Annotated in this window: 24 protein-coding genes and 1 pseudogene; 10 read left to right on the forward strand and 15 right to left on the reverse strand. The window is 58.4% G+C overall.

The window, feature by feature from the left end; genetic code table 11:
• Nucleotide 1 precedes the first annotated feature (1 nt).
• On the reverse strand, nucleotides 2-646 hold the full coding sequence (locus E2L05_RS14690) for a hypothetical protein (protein ID WP_133343659.1): 645 nt from the start codon (nucleotides 644-646) through the stop codon (nucleotides 2-4).
• A gap of 411 nt (nucleotides 647-1,057) precedes the next feature.
• On the opposite strand from E2L05_RS14690, the gene E2L05_RS14695 reads away from it, so the two are divergent.
• From E2L05_RS14695 to E2L05_RS14710, 4 genes are all read left to right on the forward strand, one after another.
• Nucleotides 1,058-1,744 carry a hypothetical protein gene (locus E2L05_RS14695; protein ID WP_133343660.1) on the forward strand — a complete coding sequence of 229 codons (687 nt, stop codon included), beginning with the start codon at nucleotides 1,058-1,060 and terminating at the stop codon, nucleotides 1,742-1,744.
• A gap of 46 nt (nucleotides 1,745-1,790) precedes the next feature.
• Complete coding sequence (locus tag E2L05_RS14700; protein WP_133343661.1) at nucleotides 1,791-2,072, forward strand: YrhK family protein; 282 nt, start codon at nucleotides 1,791-1,793, stop codon at nucleotides 2,070-2,072.
• Between the two features lie 74 nt (nucleotides 2,073-2,146).
• Nucleotides 2,147-4,555, forward strand: a complete 2,409-nt coding sequence (gene pheT / locus E2L05_RS14705; RefSeq protein ID WP_133343662.1) for a phenylalanine--tRNA ligase subunit beta — start codon at nucleotides 2,147-2,149, stop codon at nucleotides 4,553-4,555.
• Between the two features lie 34 nt (nucleotides 4,556-4,589).
• Complete coding sequence (locus tag E2L05_RS14710; protein ID WP_133343663.1) at nucleotides 4,590-5,060, forward strand: YtoQ family protein; 471 nt, start codon at nucleotides 4,590-4,592, stop codon at nucleotides 5,058-5,060.
• Nucleotides 5,061-5,108: 48 nt separating this feature from the next.
• Here E2L05_RS14710 and E2L05_RS14715 read toward each other — a convergent pair whose 3' ends face one another.
• From E2L05_RS14715 to fghA, 7 genes are all read right to left on the reverse strand, one after another.
• Nucleotides 5,109-5,705 carry a hypothetical protein gene (locus tag E2L05_RS14715; RefSeq protein WP_133343664.1) on the reverse strand — a complete coding sequence of 199 codons (597 nt, stop codon included), beginning with the start codon at nucleotides 5,703-5,705 and terminating at the stop codon, nucleotides 5,109-5,111.
• On the reverse strand, nucleotides 5,702-6,781 hold the full coding sequence (gene pheS, locus E2L05_RS14720; protein WP_133343665.1) for a phenylalanine--tRNA ligase subunit alpha: 1,080 nt from the start codon (nucleotides 6,779-6,781) through the stop codon (nucleotides 5,702-5,704). Before pheS ends, E2L05_RS14715 begins: the two co-directional genes overlap by 4 nt.
• A 66-nt stretch (nucleotides 6,782-6,847) precedes the next feature.
• Complete coding sequence (gene zapE / locus E2L05_RS14725) at nucleotides 6,848-7,984, reverse strand: cell division protein ZapE (RefSeq protein ID WP_133343666.1); 1,137 nt, start codon at nucleotides 7,982-7,984, stop codon at nucleotides 6,848-6,850.
• A 134-nt stretch (nucleotides 7,985-8,118) separates the two neighbouring features.
• Nucleotides 8,119-9,144 (reverse strand): choice-of-anchor A family protein, encoded by a 1,026-nt coding sequence (locus E2L05_RS14730; protein ID WP_165971780.1) that lies wholly within the window; start codon nucleotides 9,142-9,144, stop codon nucleotides 8,119-8,121.
• Between the two features lie 178 nt (nucleotides 9,145-9,322).
• Nucleotides 9,323-9,934: an HAD family hydrolase gene (locus E2L05_RS14735; protein WP_133343667.1), complete on the reverse strand. Its 612-nt coding sequence runs from the start codon at nucleotides 9,932-9,934 to the stop codon at nucleotides 9,323-9,325.
• On the reverse strand, nucleotides 9,931-10,386 hold the full coding sequence (locus E2L05_RS14740; protein ID WP_133343668.1) for a YaiI/YqxD family protein: 456 nt from the start codon (nucleotides 10,384-10,386) through the stop codon (nucleotides 9,931-9,933). The genes E2L05_RS14735 and E2L05_RS14740 overlap by 4 nt, the downstream gene beginning before the upstream one ends.
• Nucleotides 10,383-11,213, reverse strand: a complete 831-nt coding sequence (fghA, locus tag E2L05_RS14745) for an S-formylglutathione hydrolase (RefSeq protein ID WP_133343669.1) — start codon at nucleotides 11,211-11,213, stop codon at nucleotides 10,383-10,385. The genes E2L05_RS14740 and fghA overlap by 4 nt, the downstream gene beginning before the upstream one ends.
• A 187-nt stretch (nucleotides 11,214-11,400) precedes the next feature.
• Here fghA and E2L05_RS14750 point away from each other — a divergent pair, with 187 nt between their 5' ends.
• The 3 genes from E2L05_RS14750 to E2L05_RS14760 all read left to right on the forward strand — a co-directional run bounded on the left by E2L05_RS14750 (nucleotide 11,401) and on the right by E2L05_RS14760 (nucleotide 13,878).
• Nucleotides 11,401-12,024, forward strand: a complete 624-nt coding sequence (locus E2L05_RS14750) for a TetR/AcrR family transcriptional regulator (protein WP_133343670.1) — start codon at nucleotides 11,401-11,403, stop codon at nucleotides 12,022-12,024.
• A 118-nt stretch (nucleotides 12,025-12,142) separates the two neighbouring features.
• Nucleotides 12,143-12,397, forward strand: coding sequence for a hypothetical protein (locus E2L05_RS14755; protein WP_133343671.1), 255 nt, complete (start codon nucleotides 12,143-12,145; stop codon nucleotides 12,395-12,397).
• A gap of 236 nt (nucleotides 12,398-12,633) precedes the next feature.
• Nucleotides 12,634-13,878: a SulP family inorganic anion transporter gene (locus E2L05_RS14760; protein ID WP_133343672.1), complete on the forward strand. Its 1,245-nt coding sequence runs from the start codon at nucleotides 12,634-12,636 to the stop codon at nucleotides 13,876-13,878.
• Nucleotides 13,879-13,881: 3 nt separating this feature from the next.
• Here the strand turns inward: E2L05_RS14760 and E2L05_RS14765 are convergent, their stop codons facing one another.
• The 4 genes from E2L05_RS14765 to E2L05_RS14780 all read right to left on the reverse strand — a co-directional run bounded on the left by E2L05_RS14765 (nucleotide 13,882) and on the right by E2L05_RS14780 (nucleotide 16,384).
• Nucleotides 13,882-14,511: an SCO family protein gene (locus E2L05_RS14765; RefSeq protein WP_133343673.1), complete on the reverse strand. Its 630-nt coding sequence runs from the start codon at nucleotides 14,509-14,511 to the stop codon at nucleotides 13,882-13,884.
• Nucleotides 14,511-15,077, reverse strand: a complete 567-nt coding sequence (locus E2L05_RS14770; RefSeq protein WP_133343674.1) for a hypothetical protein — start codon at nucleotides 15,075-15,077, stop codon at nucleotides 14,511-14,513. The genes E2L05_RS14765 and E2L05_RS14770 overlap by 1 nt, the downstream gene beginning before the upstream one ends.
• Nucleotides 15,078-15,082: 5 nt before the next feature.
• Entirely contained in the window at nucleotides 15,083-15,544 is a 462-nt protein-coding gene (locus E2L05_RS14775; RefSeq protein ID WP_243721996.1) for a hypothetical protein, read from the reverse strand.
• A gap of 108 nt (nucleotides 15,545-15,652) precedes the next feature.
• Nucleotides 15,653-16,384 carry an NYN domain-containing protein gene (locus E2L05_RS14780; RefSeq protein WP_133343675.1) on the reverse strand — a complete coding sequence of 244 codons (732 nt, stop codon included), beginning with the start codon at nucleotides 16,382-16,384 and terminating at the stop codon, nucleotides 15,653-15,655.
• A 190-nt stretch (nucleotides 16,385-16,574) separates the two neighbouring features.
• Between E2L05_RS14780 and E2L05_RS14785 the strand changes: the two genes are divergently transcribed.
• Nucleotides 16,575-17,198 carry a VPLPA-CTERM sorting domain-containing protein gene (locus tag E2L05_RS14785; RefSeq protein ID WP_165971781.1) on the forward strand — a complete coding sequence of 208 codons (624 nt, stop codon included), beginning with the start codon at nucleotides 16,575-16,577 and terminating at the stop codon, nucleotides 17,196-17,198.
• A gap of 56 nt (nucleotides 17,199-17,254) precedes the next feature.
• Here E2L05_RS14785 and E2L05_RS14790 read toward each other — a convergent pair whose 3' ends face one another.
• Genes E2L05_RS14790 through E2L05_RS14800 form a run of 3 tightly spaced genes read right to left on the reverse strand, consistent with a single transcriptional unit; the run spans nucleotide 17,255 to nucleotide 19,654 of the window.
• Nucleotides 17,255-17,746, reverse strand: coding sequence for a GNAT family N-acetyltransferase (locus E2L05_RS14790; protein WP_133343677.1), 492 nt, complete (start codon nucleotides 17,744-17,746; stop codon nucleotides 17,255-17,257).
• Nucleotides 17,743-18,534: a potassium channel family protein gene (locus tag E2L05_RS14795; protein ID WP_133343678.1), complete on the reverse strand. Its 792-nt coding sequence runs from the start codon at nucleotides 18,532-18,534 to the stop codon at nucleotides 17,743-17,745. Before E2L05_RS14795 ends, E2L05_RS14790 begins: the two co-directional genes overlap by 4 nt.
• A gap of 7 nt (nucleotides 18,535-18,541) precedes the next feature.
• Nucleotides 18,542-19,654, reverse strand: a complete 1,113-nt coding sequence (locus tag E2L05_RS14800; protein ID WP_133343679.1) for an S-(hydroxymethyl)glutathione dehydrogenase/class III alcohol dehydrogenase — start codon at nucleotides 19,652-19,654, stop codon at nucleotides 18,542-18,544.
• Between the two features lie 125 nt (nucleotides 19,655-19,779).
• On the opposite strand from E2L05_RS14800, the gene E2L05_RS14805 reads away from it, so the two are divergent.
• Together E2L05_RS14805 and E2L05_RS14810 are read left to right on the forward strand one after the other, a co-directional pair.
• Nucleotides 19,780-20,067: a hypothetical protein gene (locus tag E2L05_RS14805; RefSeq protein WP_133343680.1), complete on the forward strand. Its 288-nt coding sequence runs from the start codon at nucleotides 19,780-19,782 to the stop codon at nucleotides 20,065-20,067.
• A gap of 371 nt (nucleotides 20,068-20,438) precedes the next feature.
• Nucleotides 20,439-20,695, forward strand: a pseudogene (locus tag E2L05_RS14810) (IS5/IS1182 family transposase); the annotation flags it as partial.

Consider the following 20,695-nt stretch of genomic DNA (forward strand, 5'->3'; position numbering starts at 1 on the left):
ATTACAAGATTCGCTGCACCTCTCGAACCCGGCGCGGGTTGCGATGAAACACCTGCCCATAGATTTCCCACGCCCCGCCTTGCCGAATGCCCATAACATTCGCACAACATGTGCCATGGTAGTAATCAGACGGCCCAAAGAGGTGGGTCGCACCCGCCCCGTTCAACTGACCACTGCCGCGAATGCGCTCCTGCTCAGAAAATGCGCCGCCCCGGACACCACCGGGCCGCAGGTGCGCAATTCGCACATCAGTTCGGGCGGCATTGGCGCTGATGATGATCGTGCATCCGGTCAGGGTGCCGGTAAACACCATATCTGACCCCGCCGCCGTCAGATGCAGATGCGGAATGGCATTGTACGTTACGGCAGCCGTATTCGGGATCATCCGCAGATTATGAGCTGGCTGCAATCGCAAGCCATCCACCATCGACTCGACAATCCCCATGCCACCACCGGTCGCATCACCGGCCTTCCAAACCTCATTTGGTCCAGCGGCCCCGGCAGCCCATGCATGCGCCGCATCACTATGGCCGAAGCAGAAATATGTATCGCCATCGGCGGGCCCGCCATCGATGGTCAGCCCATTGTTCAGCAAAAACGAATTGGGGTCAGCTCGAAGCAAAGTCATCGCAGTGGACGGTAGCATGAAAGGTCGCCTCCTCTTTCGCTATGCGGAAGTCACCTTTTCAGCGACACTATCTCGTTAGCTGCGCGGCGCCATAAAAACGCCTGCGCACCACCTTCACCCAACGTCACCCTCAGATCAAGAAATTCAGTGCCTCATTCCCTTATTTCCGGTTCAGTCCCCGACGCTCCAACCCTCGGGTGGGGTTTCCGGCAAAAGTGATATGTCAAAGAGGTGCGCACTTCATTCCGGACCGATATTATCCAACCGTCATTGTACCCGCGCATCGGTGCCAGCAAAGACCACCTGCCGCATTTTCCGGCACACACAGAGTTCGACAAGAGTCATACACATGTCATACGCCGGTTTTCGGGTGCATCCGGCCGCGCGCCTTGCTAGGGCAAGACCCAAGACGATGGGGAATCTGACGGCATGACGAACGACCACGACCTTCAAATCCGGGTGCTCAAGCGGGTGCTCGACTGGCACGAAGCACCGGCCAACGCCCCCCGGCGGCTGGACATGACATGGCAAGACGCAGTTGCGTTCTTTGGCCTGCCGGGCAGCTCCGACGCCGAAGTCGGCACCTCATGGGACACGCTGTACGATGCGCTGTCCGAAATGGCCCAAGACGGTAAGCTGCAGGGCGATATCTATGTAAACCGGGTCCGCGATTTGCGCCCCGGCTATCGCGGCGCCATTGAATTGCAAGCCGCCGATGCCGCAAAGCTTGCCGAAGAACGCGCCGAGCTTGATGAACAAGCCGTCCGCCTTGCCAGTGAACGCAGAATGCTGGACGCGGCGCGCAGCAACATCGACGCGCTTCAGGAAAGCGCGGCGGCAACCCGGCAAGAGCTTGAACAAAAAGCCGTAATTCTGTCGGCCCGCGAAGCGGCGCAAGCAACCGCGCAGGCCGAACTGGACGAACGCCAAACCAACTTTGAACGCGAACGCGCCATCGCTCGCCGCGAAGTCGAAGGGTTGCAGGCGGCAGCGGAAGAAGAATTGCGTACCGCACGCGGCTGGCGTTTCGCAGGCGTTCTCGCCATGGTCGTGGCCATCGGGGTTGCGGTTGCTATGGCTGCGGGGCAGGGTTGGATCCTTACCGGCAACCCGTAACTGGGAAGCCGCGTCCAAGCAGATTGACTTGGCAAGGAGCCATGGGATGAAACTCTTTCGCCACCACACCCGCGAACTCAACGCCAACACCCGGCGCGTCTATGCCGCGTTCGAGATCGCTCATACAGCGGTGGATTTCGCGGCGGCACTCAGCTTCCTCGTGGGGTCCATTCTTTTCTTCTGGGCCGAATGGGAAACCGAAGCCATCTGGCTCTTCGTCATCGGGTCTGTCTTCTTCATGATGAAACCCACCCTGCGGTTAATCCGCGAAATCCAACTCTACCGCATGGGAAATGTCGATAAATTGGCCGACCGGTTGAACGACTGACCGGTCCCGCGCGGCTTCACATTGCCCCGCACCTGCGGTAAGCGGTTGCGCGCAGCAGGCACGGGACGACCGACATGAAATTCACGCTTTCTTGGCTTAAAGATCACCTCGACACTACCGCCACGGTGGACGAAATCGCCGAGGCCCTGACCGATCTCGGCCTTGAGGTCGAAGAGATCAGCAACCCGGCAGCCAAACTGGCTGGGTTCACCCTTGGCCATGTAACCCGCGCCGAAAAGCACCCCGATGCCGATAAACTGCGCGTATGCACAGTTCAGACCGACACGGGAGAAACGCAGATCATCTGCGGCGCACCCAACGCCCGCGAAGGGATCACTGTCGTCGTGGCCAAACCCGGCACGTATGTGCCCGGCATAGACACCACCATTCAGGTCGGCAAGATTCGCGGCGTCGAGAGCCACGGCATGATGTGTTCCGAACGCGAAATGGAACTGTCCGAAGAGCATGACGGCATCATCGAGTTGCCCTCTGGCGAGGTTGGCCAGAGCTTTGCCGACTGGCTGGCGGTAAATGACCCTGCAAAGGTCGATCCGGTGATCGAAATTGCTATCACACCCAACCGCCCCGACGCGCTTGGGGTGCAGGGGATCGCCCGCGATCTGGCAGCACGCGGCCTTGGCACGCTCAAGGCGCGCGACTGCGACCCGGTTCCCGGCAGCTTCCCATGCCCCGTCAGCGTCACGATTGAAGACGACACACTGGGCCAGTGTCCGGTTTTCTACGGTCGCCTGATCCGCGGTGTAAAAAACGGCCCGTCACCCGACTGGTTGCAAACAGCCCTGCGCGCCATTGGCCTGCGCCCGATCAGCTTTCTGGTGGATGTGACAAACTTCTTCACCTTCGACCGCAACCGCCCACTGCACGTCTTTGACGCCGACAAACTGAACGGCGGACTGCGCGTACACCGCGCCGCTGGCGGCGAAACGCTCACCGGGCTCGATGAAAAAGACTATACCTTCACCGAAGGCATGACCCTGATTTCTGACGATACGGGCGTCGAAAGTATTGCCGGCGTCATGGGCGGCCTGCGTACCGGCGTAACCGAAGACACGGTCAATGTCTTTGTTGAAGCCGCCTATTTCGACCCGATCCGCACCGCCTATACAGGCCGCGCGCTCAAGATCAACTCAGATGCGCGGTACCGCTTTGAACGCGGGATCGACCCGACCTGGACGCCTATCGGCATGGAACACGCCACCCGGATGATCCTGGATCACGCGGGCGGCGAAGCCTCTGACGTTGTTGTGGCCGGGGCCGTGCCAAACATCGCCCGCGCGTACAAGCTGGATACTGACAGGGTGCAAAGCCTTGTCGGCATGGAAATCCCGGCAGAGGTGCAGCGCGCTTCGCTCACCGCGCTTGGCTTCTGCCTTGACAGCGAAGATATGGCCAATGTGCCGCCATGGCGGCCCGATGTGCAGGGCGAGGCCGATCTGGTCGAAGAAGTTGCGCGCATCGCCTCTTTGACCAAGCTGGAAGGTCGCCCGCTACCACGCGTGCAGGTCGGCGTTCCCAAAGCGATCCTGACGCCCATGCAGACCCGGCTGAGCACGGCGCGCCGGTCACTGGCGGCACTTGGGTTCAACGAGTGTGTCACCTACAGCTTCATTGACGGACCTGCGGCGCTGACGTTTGGCGCTTCCGACGCGGCGCGGCTGGAAAACCCGATCAGTCAGGACATGACACACCTGCGCCCCGATCTGTTGCCGGGCTTGTTGCAGGCCGCAGCGCGCAACCAGGCCCGAGGTCAAGCCGATCTGAACTTGTTCGAAGTTGGCCCTGTTTTCAGCGGCGGCGAGCCGGACGAGCAAAGCACCGTGGCGGCCGGCCTGTTGGTTGGCGCGACCGGGCCCCGCGATCCGCATGGCACCCGCCGGCCCCGCGATGTGTTTGACGCCAAGGCTGATATGGAAGCCGTCTTGACCGCGATCGGTGCCCCGGCGCGCACAATGACCTTCCGTGACGCGCCTGCGTGGTTCCATCCGGGACGGTCGGCGCGCATCGGGCTTGGCCCCAAAAAGACCATCGCTGTCTTTGGCGAGCTGCACCCGAAAGTGTTGGACCAATTCGGCGTCAAAGGGCCAGCTATGGCGTTTGTTGTCTATCCCGCAGAGGTTCCGTTCCCGCGCAAGACCGGCGCGACGCGGCCTGCTCTGGTGCTGCCTGACTTGCAAGCCGTTGACCGCGACTTCGCCTTTGTGCTGGACAGCCACGTGGCCGCACAGGATGTGCTGAACGCAGCAGCCGGAGCCGACAAAGCGCTGATCGACAGCGTGACGGTCTTTGACGAATTCACCGGCGACAAGGCCGAGGCACAGATGGGCGCGGGCAAAAAATCTCTCGCCATTTCGGTGCGGCTGCAACCGGCGGGCAAAACGCTGACGGAAAAAGATATCGACGCCGTCGGTGCAAAGGTGATCGAAAAGGTCGCCAAGGCAACAGGCGGGCAGCTTCGCGGCTGACCCCGCCGATACCACCAGCAAAGGGAGACACGCGATGACACTCAAGGTTTACCTATCCGGTGAAATCCACACCGACTGGCGCGAACAGATCACCACAGGCGCGGCGGGGCTGGATGTCAGTTTTGACAGCCCGGTGACCGACCACGCGGCCAGCGACGATTGCGGCGTGGCCATTCTTGGCGCTGAGGCCAAGAAATATTGGCATGACCACAAGGGCGCGATGCTGAACGCGATCCGCACCCGGCGCGGGATCGAAGGCGCCGACGTGGTCGTCGTGCGGTTTGGCGAGAAGTACAAGCAGTGGAACGCGGCGTTCGATGCGGGCTATGCAGCAGCTCTCGGCAAGTCCCTGATCGTACTGCACGGCCCTGACCACCAGCACGCCCTGAAAGAGGTGGACGCCGCTGCACTGGCCGTTGCCGAAGAGCCCGGCGAAGTGGTCGAAATCCTGCGCTATGTGCTGACGGGGGCGTTGCCGGAGGCCGGGAAGGCGGCCGCGGAGTAGTACAAGTACATCTCAATCAGAAAAAGGGGATCAGGAACGATCCCCCTTTCAATTTTCTTCTGGCACTTTTTTTCTCTTCTCCCGCATCAAATTTAAGCGTTTCTCTATTTCCCTCATATCAGCCATAAAGGGGCTCGCAACCTCAATATTGACCAAAGAATCCAGCCGCATAGATTGCAAAGTGGCTTCTATATAGTTTATGAATCTATCTTTTGATCTTTCAGCTTCTTCAGAAAGAGCGATTAATTTTTTGAGTTGCCCATCAGAAGTAGGAGGATTTAACTCATATTTTTTTGAAAATAGTTCCAACTCCAAATCATGGATAATTAGATCTATGGCCAAATCGCCGGAGACCAAGTTTGCCGGAAGAATCTTGGGCGGCAAAGAGACCACCAACTCGGCCTCTACTTGCTTCATTAAAGCTATCTTCTCAAGTGCAACATCCAAACTGCAGGATGGATAAGCACTTCTAAAAGCCTCTACAGCGGTCGCATATCTTCGATATATCTCGCGCCTCTCGGCGCGCCTCTGATTGAAATTATCGATGTTCTTTTGCCACCGATATACAAGTGTCGCCACGGCAAGAATAATGCCAGCAGAAACAACTGTCGCAATTGGTTGATATAGTGCTGTAGGCACATTCACCCGTTCAAACCACCCTGCAACGTCGGCACATCCAGCGCGCTGAAGCCGTAGTGGCGCAGCCAGCGCAGGTCTGAGTCGAAGAACGCGCGCAGGTCAGGGATGCCGTATTTCAGCATCGCGATCCGGTCGATGCCCATGCCGAAGGCGAAGCCCTGCCACGCCGCCGGGTCCACCCCCGCCGCCTGAAGCACCTTCGGGTGCACCATGCCCGACCCCAGCACCTCTAGCCAGCCGTCGCCTTCGCCCAGCCGCAACTGACCGTCAACCCAGGAACACTGGATATCCACCTCGGCCGACGGTTCGGTGAACGGGAAATGCGAAGCGCGGAACCGGGTCTTGATCCCGTCCAAGCCAAAGAACACCGAGAAGAACTCCTCAAGCACCCATTTCAGGTTCGCCATGGAAATGTCTCGGTCGATGGCCAGACCTTCGATCTGGTGGAACATCGGCGTATGTGTCTGGTCGTAATCGGCACGATAGACGCGGCCCGGCGCAATGATCCGAAGCGGGGCGCCTTGCGCTTCCATCGTGCGGATCTGCACCGGCGAGGTATGCGTGCGCAGCACATGGGGTGGGCGATTGTCGCCCTCGGACCGCGCCATGTAGAACGTGTCCATCTCGGCGCGCGCCGGGTGGTGACCGGGGATGTTCAGCGCGTCGAAATTGTACCAGTCGCTTTCGACCTGCGGCCCCTCGGCAACGGCGAAGCCCATATCAGCAAAGATTGCGGCGACTTCATCCATGACCTGGCTGACCGGGTGGATCGTGCCCATGCCGCGCGCCGCACCGCGCCCCGGCAGCGTCACATCAAGCCACTCGCCCCGCAGTCGTTCATCCAGCGCGGCATCGGCAAGCGCGACTTTCTTGGCCGCGAGCGCCGAATTGATTTCATCTTTCAGCGCGTTCAGCTTTGGCCCGGCGATCTGGCGTTCATCTGGCGTCATTTTGCCGAGTTCGCGCATTTTCAGGCTGATCTCACCCTTCTTGCCCACGGCGGTGACGCGCAAGGTTTCTAGCGACGCTTCATCGCCCGCGTCCGCAATTGCTGCCAGATACTTGTTCCGAAGATCGTCCATAGCCTGTCTTGTCCTTGCCGAGGTCCGGCGTTCTGCTACCGCGAAGTGCGGGGGCTGTCCACCGTCCTAGCCTTGTGCAGCCCACTCAACGCTTTGCATTTCGCGCAGACGACTGGCAGTGCGTTCAAACTCGAAGGCACCTGACCCCTCGACATACAGCCGTTCAGGCGCGTCGGCGGCGGTCACGACAAGGCGCGTCCCCGCCTCATAAAGCGTATCCACCAACGTCACAAATCGCTTGGCTTCGTTGAAGTTTGAAATGCCAAGGCGCGGCACATCCTCAAGGATCAGCACGCGAACAGCCTCGGCCACGGCAAGGTAGTCAGCCGGGCCAAGCGGCACCCCGCACAGATCCCAGAACGATACGCGCGCCACGCCGGCCCGGAAGCGCGGCAAATGCACCTCACGGCCTTTGACCTTGAGTGTCAGGCCTTCGTCATTCGCCAAGCCGACACCGCGCTGCTGCATCTTTTGCTGCGCCTCTGTGATGTTCGCGCGGGCGCGGGGTGTTTGGGTCATCTCGTGCCACAAGTCATCCACGGACGCGCGGGCAGCCGCATCTGCGGGATGAAAATAGACCTGCATGCCTTCGAGGCGGTCCTGGCGATAGTCGGTTGGGCTTGTCAGTTCCCAAACCACAAGCTGATCCTTGATCGTTTCAATGAACGGCAAAAACAAGGACCGGTTCAAACCGTCTTTGTACAACTCATCGGGATGCCGGTTCGACGTTGTCACGATCACCACGCCCCCCTCGAACAGGCGTTCAAAAAGGCGACCCACGATCATCGCATCGGTGATGTCGGTGATCTGCATCTCGTCAAAGGCCAATAGGCGCAGTTCTGCGACAAGTTTATCGGCCACCGGTGCAAGTGCATCATCCACGCCGCGCTTACGCGCTTCGGTCATTCCGGCGTGAATTTCCTGCATGAACGCATGAAAATGGACGCGCCGTTTAGGCACCCCCACATGGGTCACGAACAAATCCATCAAATAGGACTTTCCGCGCCCGACACCGCCCCAGAGATACAGCCCCTTGATAGGTACCGGCTTGGGTGAACGCCCGAAAAATCCGCGTTTTGGCGGCGGCGCGGCAAGCTCTTGCCGGATCCGCTCCAGTTCGGGCAGCACGGATTCCTGCGCTGGGTCCGCTTTGATCGTGCCTTCGGCGGCGCGTGTAGCGTAGATGTACTTCAATTCGACCATGCACCTGCCTTAACGCGCCGCGCAGCGCGGGAAAAGCCAAGCCGAACACAGGGCGGCAATATCGCCCGGCATGAGGCACGAAAAAGGCGGCCCGCGAAAGGGCCGCCTCATCGATCGTTTCTCTGACAAATGGGTTATGCGGCGCGACGGCGCAGCGCGACCAGCCCACCAAGACCAGCCAAAAGCAGCGGCAAAGCCGCGGGAAGAGGCACGGCAGGCGGTGGTGGTGCCACGCTTTCCATCGGCAATGTGCCTATAAAGGCGCGGCTGTGCAATTCACCGTTGGACAGGTTGATCTCTCTCGCGATCACGCTGCCTTCGGTAGAGCCGTTGAACCCGGACAACGTGGCAAGGGGCGCAAGCACGCTGCCGATAATCGCCGAATTCACATTGATCGATGTCGCTTGATAGAAGTTCCAGATGACATTTTCTGCGAAGGTGCCTGTTGACCCAAGCGCGTTCATGCCGAATGTTCCGGTGACGCCAGACACGTTGATCAGGATCGTGTCTGCGCCGTTGGTATCGATCGAGTAGCCACCGCTGGCCAAATCCGACAACGACGTGGTGAAAACCGAAAGTCCGGATGCATCTGGCGCGCCGATGATCTTCTTGTTGTTCGGATCACTCGTGTTCACCGCAGCCCCGGTCAGAGTCGCGAAAAATTCGGATTCATCCTGTAGCGCGGCGAAGTCGATTTCGGGGAACCGATCTGCAAAGTTGGCGTCAGAAGTGGCTTGGTTTACAAGCGTCGTCCCCATATTGGAGGTGCCGCTGAACGTCGTACCAATACGTGCCGTGCGCGTGCCTTGGCTGCCGCCATTCAGGTTAAGAGTACCAACCGCTGAGCCACCGATCGTAACGTCACTGCCGTTTTGAGCATTGATCGTATTGATGGTGGAATTTCCCACGACGATCAGTTCATCAAGAGCGCTTGGCGCGACATCTTTGAACCCGACTTGCAGACTGTTGCCCGACAGATTGCCGCCAACATACAGACGTCCTTCGACTTCTTGGTTGGATGTCATATCGCCTTGCGTGACACCGTTGAACAGGCTCAGCAGTTCGGACGCCGACAAAGAAGCCGCATGGCCCGCTGTCGCAAAGGCAAGTGACGAGGATACGGCCGCAACAGCCGCACAAGTTCTAACAATCAGTTTCATCGAAATCACCAACGATACAGCTCGGAACATCCAAGCCTTTCACGTTTCGTAGATGTGAGATGTCTATTCAGGCAATCTTCGATGTAAACTTTAGTTAACAGACGCCGCAGGATTAATCATCTCGAATCAGAATGTTATTTATTCAACTCACCTTTTGACATTAAATTGCCCAACCAAATCACGCTCCAGCGACTCCCAGCGCGTCAAGATCGTGGACAAGCGCTTCGGATCCTTCAAAAAAATGCGTTTGCCAGCCCCGCGCTGATGCAGCGGAGGTATTCTCGCGCTTGTCATCGATAAAAAACAACCCCTTTGCCGGTATGCCAAGGCTTTGCTCCACAGCGGCATAAATCGCCGGGTCCGGTTTGCAAACTCCCAACTCCGCCGACACGAAGCGTGAGTCGAACTCCAACAGGAACGGGAAGGCCGCATCGGCCATCGCCAGCGGCGTATGCCCGAAATTTGTCAACGCATGCACAGGGACCCCCGCAGCGCGCAATCGGCGCAACAGCGCAACGGAGCCGTCGATTGGCCCGATGACAAACTCCAGCCAATTGTCCCGCCACATACGAATTGAACCGGCATGTTCTGGGTACTGGGCGGCCATTTCTTCAACGGCTTGGTGCAGGTCCGCACCGGCATCCACAGCTAAATTCATGCCCTCCAGGTCCACCGCAGCAAACAAGGCGCGCCGGGCGTCAACCCCGATCACACGGTCATAAAACTGGATCGGGTCCCATTTGATCAGAACATTCCCGATATCAAAGATCACCGCCTCAACCATGGTCATACCAAACGCCGTGCCGCGACAAGCGCCGTATCCAGCGCGGATAAAAAGCGCGACCTGTCCGCTTTGCTGAACCCTTTGCCGCGGCCCTGATGAAACGGGTCTGACGCGCGGATATCGTTCATCAAGTCCCGCGTTGCGAGCCGCTGTCCAATGTTACCGACAGTGAACATTTCGCCGTTGTGCTGCAGAACGGCGGCGCCAGCCTTGATGCAGGCATCAGCCAGCGGGATGTCTCCGGTCACCACAACATCGCCCCGCCCGCATTCCGCCGCAATCCAGCGATCTGCCATGTCGGGTCCTTCGTCCACGATGACATGGCGCACAAGCGGGTTCGCCGATGGCCGCAATCCCCCATTGTGCACAACAAGCATCTCGACCTTGTGGCGCGTTGCAACACGTTCCGCCTCGGCCTTGACCGGACAGGCATCCGCATCGATGAAAAGGCGCGTCACAGACCAAGTGCCTCGGCATGAAAGGCAATGTGGTCTTCCATGAAACTGTGCATGAACCAGTAGCTGTGATCATACCCCTTTTGAATCCGGAACTGGCCCTCTTGCGCCCGCGCACCCATGGCCTGAGCCAGATCACCGGGACGAAGCAATGCCAAAAATTGATCATCCGACCCTTGGTCAATCAAAACCGGGCCATCAAAGCCCTGCGATTTCATCAGCAGCGTTGCATCGTGGCGGGCCCACGTGGCCTCGTCAGTGCCAAGATAGGCGGTGAATTGTTTGCGGCCCCAGTCAGACGCAACCGGATGCGCAATCGGCGCAAAGGCCGACACGCTGGAAAACCGACCCGGATGGTTCATTGCCACCGTCAACGCCCCGTGACCGCCCATGGAATGGCCCATGATCGCCTGACGCTCTGGGTCCACGTTGAACGAGGCATCCAGCACGCGGGGCAATTCGTCTGTGACATAGCTCCACATGTTGAAATGTGGAGCCCAAGGCGTCTGTGTCGCGTCGACATAGAAACCCGCGCCCTGCCCCAGATCATAAGCGTCGTCATCCGCAATATCCGCGCCGCGCGGCGACGTGTCGGGAAAACACAATGCAAGACCCGCTTCGGCCGCCCAGCCCTGCGCCGCGGCCTTGGTCATGGCGTTTTCATGGGTACATGTCAGACCCGACAGATACCAAAGCACCGGAACGGGCGCATACGCAGCTTGGGGCGGCAGGAACATCCCAAAAGTCATGTCACACCCACACACGCGGGACGCATGGCGATACACCCCCTGAACGCCCCCAAAGCACCGGCTTTCCGAAACGGTTTCCATTCCGCGTTCCCCTTTCGCTATTCGCATCTGTCGAAGTTTCGCCAATGGCTAGCGCGGCGTGTCTGCCCCGGCAACCCTACAGCCACGCACACGACAGGACCGGGAGCAACGCTTTGACTGCGGCACGCTGCTTGCACCGGTTGAACCGTTCGGTTTAAGTTTGCCCATCCGCGCCAGGAGGGCACGCGTGAACAATCAAAGTCCAAAAATCAAGAAGGGGCGCAAGTTCGATCAAGTTGTCGCCGGCGCACGCGATGTATTCATGCGCGAAGGTTATACCGGTGCCAGTGTCGATAGCATCGCAAAGGCGGCAGGCGTGTCCAAGGCGACGCTCTACAGTTATTTTCCAGACAAAAAACTGCTGTTTCTTGAGGTCGCGAAAACGGAATGCCTCCGCCAGTCGGAAACGGCAATGGTTCAGGCACATTCCGGTGCATCAACCGAAGAAACACTCACCGACATCGCGCGCCGGATGACTGGATTTGTGCTGTCGGAATTCGGGCAGCAGGTCTTTCGCATCTGCGTGGCCGAGTCTGAAAGGTTTCCTGAACTTGGGCGCACCTTCTACCGGTCCGGCCCGGAACTTGCCCGGGCCCGCGTGGTAGAGTTCCTCAACTGTGCCACAGAGCGCGGGGATCTCGCGATTGAAGACGTTGAACTTGCGGCAGATCAGTTCGCAGAACTGTGCAAGGCGGATCTGTTTCAGCGCGTGGTGTTCAATATGCCCGGCAAGGTGACCCAGCCTGATCTTGACCGCGTGATCAAAGGCGCGGTGCAGATGTTTATGGCGCGTTACGGAACATCTCGCTAACATCGGGCCGAGCGCGCACGTACCTCATTGTGCTCAATTCAAGGCTATGAACGATGACGGAGTATAGAGGAATGCTCACCGTCCGGTCGTCTAAAGACCACATTCTACCTTCGGCGTCATGCGTGGTACGTTCAACCGAGATCAAATCATCCAAGAATTGAAACGGGCCTATCGCGACGGTGATCTTGTGCCCGGATGGGACCGGGCATGGCTTATTGATCTGGACCATCCCGCCGACGCAATTCCTGTTTCAGACCTGTGGAGTATCCAAAAGCGTGTTGCGGATATGGAGGAGCAAGGAAAATGCCCAAAGCGTACGCCCGACTTTGAGTCTGTACTCATCGCGCCACCTGTATTGTGCATTGACCTTTGAGGTGTACGTCTTGCTGTGGGAACTTAATAACCGCCTTAAACCATCATTTATTCGTGTAGAAAGTTCCACTGCCGCAGAGGCCATCCTTGGCTGCAGCAAATTGCAACTGGAATTCACCGACACCGTTTAAGGCAATGAAGCCGAACCAAGACACGGCGCGACTGCGACGTAGCCGCATCTTGTTTTGTCGGCGGCTATGCCGTTGAGTTCCCACAACTCGCACCCGGTACATCAGAATGACCCCAAAACTCGCCACATCGTTGCGCGGCTATACGGCGTCTTTGTTCTTGGCCGACCTTCAGGCTGGCGTGACCGTTGCCATGGTCGCTCTTCCGCTCAGCCTTGCCATTGCAATCGCATCAGGCGCGGACCCGGGAACGGGGATCATCACAGCCATCGTTGCAGGGTTTCTGATTTCCGCCCTCGGGGGCAGCAGGGTGCAAATCGGCGGACCAACCGGTGCCTTTATCGTGGTTGTTCACGGCATCATCGCGGCACACGGGTTTGACGGCTTAGTGACGGCAACCTTCATGGCCGGTCTGATCCTGCTGGCGGCCGGCATTTTGCGTGCCGGACGGCTGGTCAGGCTCGTTCCCGAGGCGGTCGTCAACGGCTTCACAATTGGGATCGCTTGCATCATCGGATTGAGCCAAATCAAGGATTTGATGGGCCTGAAGCTGGCGCATGTACCGGCGGATGCGGTGGAACTGGTTCCGGCACTCTGGTCGGCCCGTGATACTCTCAGTTGGTCCGCTTTCACCGTCGGCCTTGTCACCATGGTGCTGATCGTGACTTTGCGTCGGGCTGCGCCGCGCTTTCCCGGCCTTATCGTCGCGGTCGGCCTTGGGTCCGCACTTGTGGCGCTGTTCGGGCTGCCGGTGGACACGCTGACAAGCCGTTATGGCGCTTTGCCAAGTCATTTGCCGATGCCATCCCTGCCCGATCTTTCCCCCGCGCGGTTATTCGTCTTGCTGCCCTCGGCTTTGGTGATTGCATTTTTGGCCGGTGTGGAATCGCTTCTGTCAGCGGTGGTCGCGGACCGCATGATCAACGGCAAGACCCGGCCAGATGCAGAACTTTTGGCCCAAGGGGCGGCGAATATCGGGTCTGCAATGTTCGGCGGCCTGCCCGCGACCGGCGCGATCGCGCGCACGGCGACGAACGTTCGGGCTGGCGGCAGGACGCCCGTCGCAGGCATTGTTCACGCCATAACGATCCTTGCCGTAATGTCAGTCGCGGCCCCCTTGGCTGGACGACTCGCCCTGCCTGCGTTGGCCGGTCTCTTGCTGCTGACCGCATGGAACATGAGCGAGCCACACCATTGGCGGCGCCATTTTCGCGCACCCGGTGCAGAGCGCGCGTTGTTGGCACTCACCCTTGTACTGACTGTTTTAACAGACCTGACCGTCGCGATCGGGGCCGGTGTTGCGCTTGGGCTTGCTTTGCGTTGGTGGCAGAGCCGCGTGCGCCCCGATCACTAACGCTCAGATCCCGTCTGCATAACGGGCCGCAATTTCAGCCGCTCGTGCCGCCGACAGGATTGGCGGGATCAGCGTCAGCACTTCACCGGCACCGTCCAACAGGTAGATATGACTGCCATGGGCGAAAACATCGCCATGGTCGGGATCGGTGAACACAACCTTGCTTTCGACACCGAACAAGTCCCGCACTTGGGCAAGCTCTGCCTCTGTCCCGGTCAGGCCAATGAAATCAGGGTGCATTTGATGCAAGGGCTCTGCCATCGTTTCGGGCGTGTCACGTGCCGGATCAACCGTAATCATCACTGGAACGGCCATAACACCTTGCCCAGCCAGCACATCCACGGTGTCCGCGATCATCGGCATCGCCGCAGAACAGATGCTTGGGCAATTGGCATAGCCGAAAAACACCAGTTGCATCCGCCCCGCCGGGTCAGCCTGGCTTCGCGCAGCGCCCGTGTGATCGGTAAGCACAAACGCGCCTCCCACATCAAACGGCAGCGGGAGCGCGGGGCCGGGTGGAACCGCTGCGGCATGCGCCGCAGCTTCGGCTTGCGTGGTGTGCGAGACGCCATCATGCGCAAAGCTTGGCCCTGCCAACGAAAAAGCCGCCACAACAAGGCCAGCTGCGCGCATCAAAACCAATCCGCGATAAAGGCAGCATCCACGTCGAGGCCAAGGCCAAGATACCCGTGCGCTTCGATTTCAGCTGCGACACGCGGGTCGCGCCGGAACCAGGGCCCCTCGCCGCTTGCATCGGGGTTCTGGGCGGCCCAGTTTTCGGTCCACGACTGCGCGTTGATCCACTCGTCGCCATCAAGTCGGCGGATGCGTTGTACCAGATAGATGTTGCGCGCCCCAATATCAGGATCATCCAACATCAGCCCGTCAACTTCGACATCCGCCCCGCAGAAAGGCAATAGATCAACCGCAGCGCCGCTGAACACGGGTTGGGCGTTCTTGTTGGGGTACACCAACACATCATCCACACTGCGCAGCAAGCCGATCTGCCGCTGACCGCCACCGCAATCTTCGGGGCAGTCGCCCGTGACAGCGCAAAGCATATCGACCACGCGGGCTTCAAATCGGGCGGGCTGTTCGGCGTACAGGTTCCACGACCGTGCTTCCGACCCTTCGGAAAAGTCTTGTGCGGCCAACGGGCTTGTCCCCAACAGAACCGCAATCATCGCAATCGTACGCATGACGGTCACTCCTTCGGCTCTGGGATGGCGAAACCGGGTGTGACACCGAAATCATCATGGCTCAGGTTCACGATCCCGTCGTCGGCCACGACTTCGGACACCACGAGATAATTCAGCCCGTCCCGTTGATAAAGCATGCCGTCGGCTGTGATCTGGTGGCTGGCAAGGCGCAATTGCGTGTCGCCCCCCGCACTGGCGTCGTCATCGCCCAGCTTCAAAACCATGTAGACCTCACCATCATCGCCCAACAGGCCGACCGGAATGCCGCCAGCAGAACACCACAATGCACAGGTATGATGCGCCGATCCGACAACCGCTTCCGGACCGCCCATGACACCGGAAAAATAGCACCACGTATCGATGATCTCTCCGGTGATCTGAATCCGCTCACCGGCCACTTGTGCGGACAGCGGCGCGCAGACGGCCGCCGCTAGCACAGCGCCTGCGCCCATACGTTTTAAGTGCATCTGATACCCTCCCAGCAAATCGATGTCTCCAGACTGGCACAGGGTCGCCGATCGACAAAGCGAGAAAGCACGCGCATTGACGACCAAGCCAGATACCGGCTCAGTGTTTCAGTCCAGTCGGCGGGCCTCGAACTGGTTGCCCGGACCGCGGCGCAATTCGAACATTTTCAATTCCGCCATCAGGTCAGACAGCTTTTTCTTACCATAATTGCGCGGATCAAAATCCGGGTTCGCAGCGGTGATATGCTGACCAATCGGCCCCAGCGAATACCATTCGTCATCCTGTTCAATGGCATCGAAGGCCCGAAAGATCAGGTTACGCGCATCGATTGGCTGCAACTTCTTGGTGGGCTTCTCAACAGGCTGATCTGCAGCCTCCAACGGTTCTGCCTCTGCAGCTGTCAGGTTTTCCACATAGATGAAACGCTTACAGGCCCGGCGAAAGCTTTCAGGCGTCTTTTGCTCGCCCATGCCGTAGATATCAATTCCCTGCTCGCGAATACGACTGGCCAGTCGGGTGAAATCACTGTCGGACGACACCAGAACGAACCCGTCGAAGCGCCCGGTATGAAGGATGTCCATCGCATCAATAACCAGCGCGATGTCGGACGAGTTCTTACCGCGCGTGTTGCTCGGCGCCTGCATTGGCACGATAGCAAGATTTGCCAGTTTCTTGGACCAGCCGCGCAGGCCATCACGGGAAAAATCACCATAGATGCGGCGGATGGATGCTTCGCCAAAACTGGCGATTTCTTCAAAGATTGCTTCAGCATAGCTGGCGGGAACATTGTCCGCATCAATTAGCACGGCAAGCAGTTTCTGGCGGTCTTCGGTTGCCACAAGGGTCTCCTGTCAGGTGGGTACCGGCAAAATTGGGCCGACTGGGTCAGCATATCAGCAAGCCACATCGGTTTCACCAGCACAAAGTCAGGAATTGCAGGCACATCGGCTAGCGGACGAAAAATAGAGCTATCCAAGTGACTAACGTTAAGTTAACTTCTAGGCTTTTAAACTTGATGGAGGATTTATGATGAAAAGACTGTCACTACTTTCTGCGATCTGTGGTCTGGCCTTTGCCGCAAACGCCGCGAACGCCGCAATCACCGAGGTGTTCTCGGTTGCGGGACTTACTCAAGGCCCCTATTCGCTTGAAACATTCGATGATCTGGCATTGGTTCCCGGCGTAACAGCGGCAGCGTCGACAGGGCTGAGAACCATCGGCTTTGCTGCTGCACCAAGCTTTCCAAGCGGAACAACCGGTCTTACAGCCGACGGCTTTCCCGATCCGATCACATTCACTTTCGCCTCGGCAGCCTCGTCGGTCGGCATGTTCTTCGGAAATGACGAGGCCTGCTGTTCGTCAGGTTTCTCGGCGAATTTGGACATCTTTGGAACCAGCGGACTTCTTGGTACGCTGTCGGTAGCCGCGAACATGAACGACTCGGTTGACCAGTTCATCGGCTTCATAAGTGACGAGGCGGTGACCAGCGTGACTATTCGATACGGTTCGGGGACCGACGTGCGTCTGTATACAGTGGTCGATGACTTGCGCTTCAATTCAACCAATCCGCCGCCAGTTCCCCTGCCTGCTGGCCTGCCATTGGCCGCAACAGGGCTTGCAGCACTCGCTCTCTTCAAGCGCCGCAAAACCTGAACGCCCATTATTGGCGACTGGACATAGAGGGCGCCTTTTCAGGTGCCCTTTTTTCGTCAGGCCGAAAGATCGCGATACATCACCAGCGCATCTACATACCCCTGCTGCGGGTGATGAAACGCGCCCGGCAACCGGCCCACGACGTCAAACCCATTGCGTTCCCAAATCCGTATTGCACCGGTGTTCGTGGCCACGACGAAGTTGAACTGCATAGCGCGATACCCCGCCTTGCGCGCTTGGTCCAAAGCATGATCCAGCATCGTCTGCGCCGCGCCTTTGCCACGCGCATCTGGATGGACGACAAACCCCGCATTGCACACATGGGCACCGCCGCCCGCCTGATTTGGCTTCAGGTAATATGTGCCAACCGGAGACCCGTTCGACGCCATGAACACCGATTTTTCCGGTGCACACCAAAAGGCCAAAGCCTCATCGCGGGAAATATCAGCCGCAACCGTATAGGTATCGTTCGCGCGGAACGCCGGTTCCAGCATGGACCAAAGCGCATCTGTGTCAGCCTCGGCAAAGGCGCGGATCTTCAATGTCATTCCATCCCCTCAGTTTCGATGCGAACCACTTCGCCGCAGTGTTTGCAATGTACTGCATCCGCATCATGCAGGACCAACCCGCATACGTGGCAGGGCTGGCGTACTTTGCGCGGCCGAAACAGCACCTGTGCCAACCGCAAGAAAAGCGTGACGCCGCAGACCATGACGACAACTGAAATGATCCGCCCCACACTGCCCTGCAATGTGATGTCGCCAAACCCAGTCGTAGTCAGCGCGGTCACGGTAAAATACAAGGCGTCGCTATAATTCTGGATCTGGGGGTTTGTCGTGAACTGGGTAGCATAGACCAACCCTGTCATCACAAAAATGAAAACGATCAGATTGATTGCAGCAACAATCACGTCTTCGTTGCGGCGGAAGAACATGAAATCCCGGCGCAGTCTGTGCAGCAATTCATAGGTTCGCAACAGCCGCAGCGTGCGCAATATGCGCAGGAAACCAAGCCCTTCACCCGCCAATGGCGCCAGAAACGACAGCACCGCAACCAGGTCAGCCAAAACGAACGGCGAGGCCAGAAATTTTATCCGCCTCGGTGCGATGAACCAACGTGCGCAAAACTCGATGAGCAACAAAACGCCCACCGCTGTGTCAAACGACTGCACCCACGCGCCATGGTTCGTGAAAGATGTCGCAATGACAAATATGATGGTGGTCAGGTCGAACACCAACAGGCCATAGCGGAAGCGATGAGCCCTGTCGGTATCCCCCTCGTAAAGGTCCCGTAGCCAGACTTTCAGCCCCGTCAGGCCGCGGGTGTTATCGCCCATCGCAGCCTCAAAACTCCACGACGGCGCGGATAGATTTGCCTTCGTGCATGAGATCGAAACCGTGGTTGATTTCATCCAAAGTCAGCTTGTGGGTGATCATGGGGTCAATCTCGATCTTGCCCGCCATGTACCAATCGACGATCTTGGGCACATCCGTGCGCCCACGTGCACCACCAAACGCAGTACCGCGCCAAACCCGGCCCGTGACCAACTGGAACGGACGCGTCGCGATTTCTGCACCTGCAGGCGCCACGCCGATGATGATGCTTTCGCCCCAGCCCTTGTGCGCACATTCCAAGGCGGTGCGCATCACGTCCACATTGCCAGTCGCATCAAAGGTGTAATCCGCGCCACCCTTGGTCAACTCCACAAGATGCGCCACCAGATCCCCGTCCACCTTGGACGGGTTCACAAAATCGGTCATGCCAAAATGCGTTGCCATTTCGGCTTTGGAATCGTTCAGGTCCACACCGATGATCTGGTCTGCCCCGGCAAGCCGCAGACCCTGAATGACGTTCAAACCGATCCCGCCAAGACCAAACACGATCCCGCGCGATCCGATCTCTACCTTGGCAGTGTTGATGACCGCGCCAATGCCGGTTGTGACGCCGCAACCGATATAGCAAACCTTGTCAAACGGCGCATCCTTGCGGATCTTGGCCAAGGCAATTTCGGGAACAACCGTGTGATTGGCGAAGGTCGAGCAGCCCATGTAGTGGTGAATGGGTGTTCCATCGAGCATCCGAAACCGTGTTGAGCCGTCGGGAAGCAACCCTTGCCCCTGTGTCGCGCGCACCTTTTGGCACAAGTTGGTCTTTGGGTTCAGACAGTATTCGCATTCTCGACATTCCGGCGTGTAAAGCGGGATAACGTGGTCCCCAACAGCCAAAGACGTGACCCCTTCGCCAACTTCGATCACGACGCCCGCGCCCTCGTGGCCCAGAATCGCTGGAAAGATGCCTTCGGGGTCCGCGCCGGACCTGGTGAATTCGTCTGTGTGGCACAGACCGGTCGCCTTGATTTCCACCAGCACCTCGCCAGCCTTTGGGCCGTCAAGCTCTACGTCCATGATTTCAAGGGGTTTACCGGCCTCAACAGCCACGGCGGCACGGGTGCGCATGATCTTCGAACTCCTCGTTTCTTTCTTTGCGACAATGTTCGAAAAGCCACAGGGATTCAACGACTCAGCACACGCTCTTGAACAGTTTGCACCGCTGGCGCAATTTACCAGAAACGAGGTATCAAATGCGTCTTATCTTTCCACTGCTTGGCACAGCCGGATTTCTTTTGTCCGCCTGCGCGCCGTCGCAGAATACATCTTCCGATACACCCGCAGCGCAGCCTGTGACCTGCAACGCCAGCTTTTTCGATGATTTGAAGGGCGAACCGATTGAAGTCGTTGACTCAATCCCGACCCAGCTTCAGGTTCGCGTTCTGGCTGCCGACAGCTTTGTACCGCGCGACTTCGACCCCAATCGCCTGACATTCACGACATCACCGGACGGTAATGTCAGCCGGATCTTCTGCGGATGATATTGCCCTTCTGAACTGCCTGTGCTCGATTTCGGCGCAACCCGGCGGTAAGGTTCCTGAAGTTTGATCGAAAGGTCTGCGCCCGCGGGCCTTTTTGCTGCGAAGTCGCAAAATTCGCGTTTCCCGCTTCATTTGCACTGGGTCGGGCACGACATGCGTGATCTCCCTCCCATCTCTGCCCACATACGCGTACGAGCCACACCGCGTTTGAGCGCGTTCAGAACCTTTGCAAGATGCCCTGTTGGCACAGCCAATGAAAACAAAGGGTTGCGAGGGGGCATTTTCAGTTGGTTTGCAACAACCGGGCTGCAAACGGGCGTCTGACGGCAAGGTCACGCTGAAAATGTCGTTTGTTTTCAGTGGTGCTTGCGCGGGTCTATGGCATGCGCGTGTTGAACGGGATTATCTTTTTCAATCGCAATGGCTTGCGCTGACGTGACGCTCTTGCCGCCTATGCTGCACACGAGACGCTTTACAGCCACTGGAATCGTTGGAGCGAGAAAGGCATCTTCGCGCGGATGATGACCGGTCTCGCTGCGGAGCTCGGCGAACAGAAGATTGTGATGATCGACGCGACATACCTCAAGGCACATCGAACAACGACCAGCATGGCCGCTGAAAGGGGGGG

The sequence above is a fragment of the Meridianimarinicoccus aquatilis genome, from assembly GCF_004358675.1.
Lineage (GTDB): Bacteria > Pseudomonadota > Alphaproteobacteria > Rhodobacterales > Rhodobacteraceae > Meridianimarinicoccus > Meridianimarinicoccus aquatilis.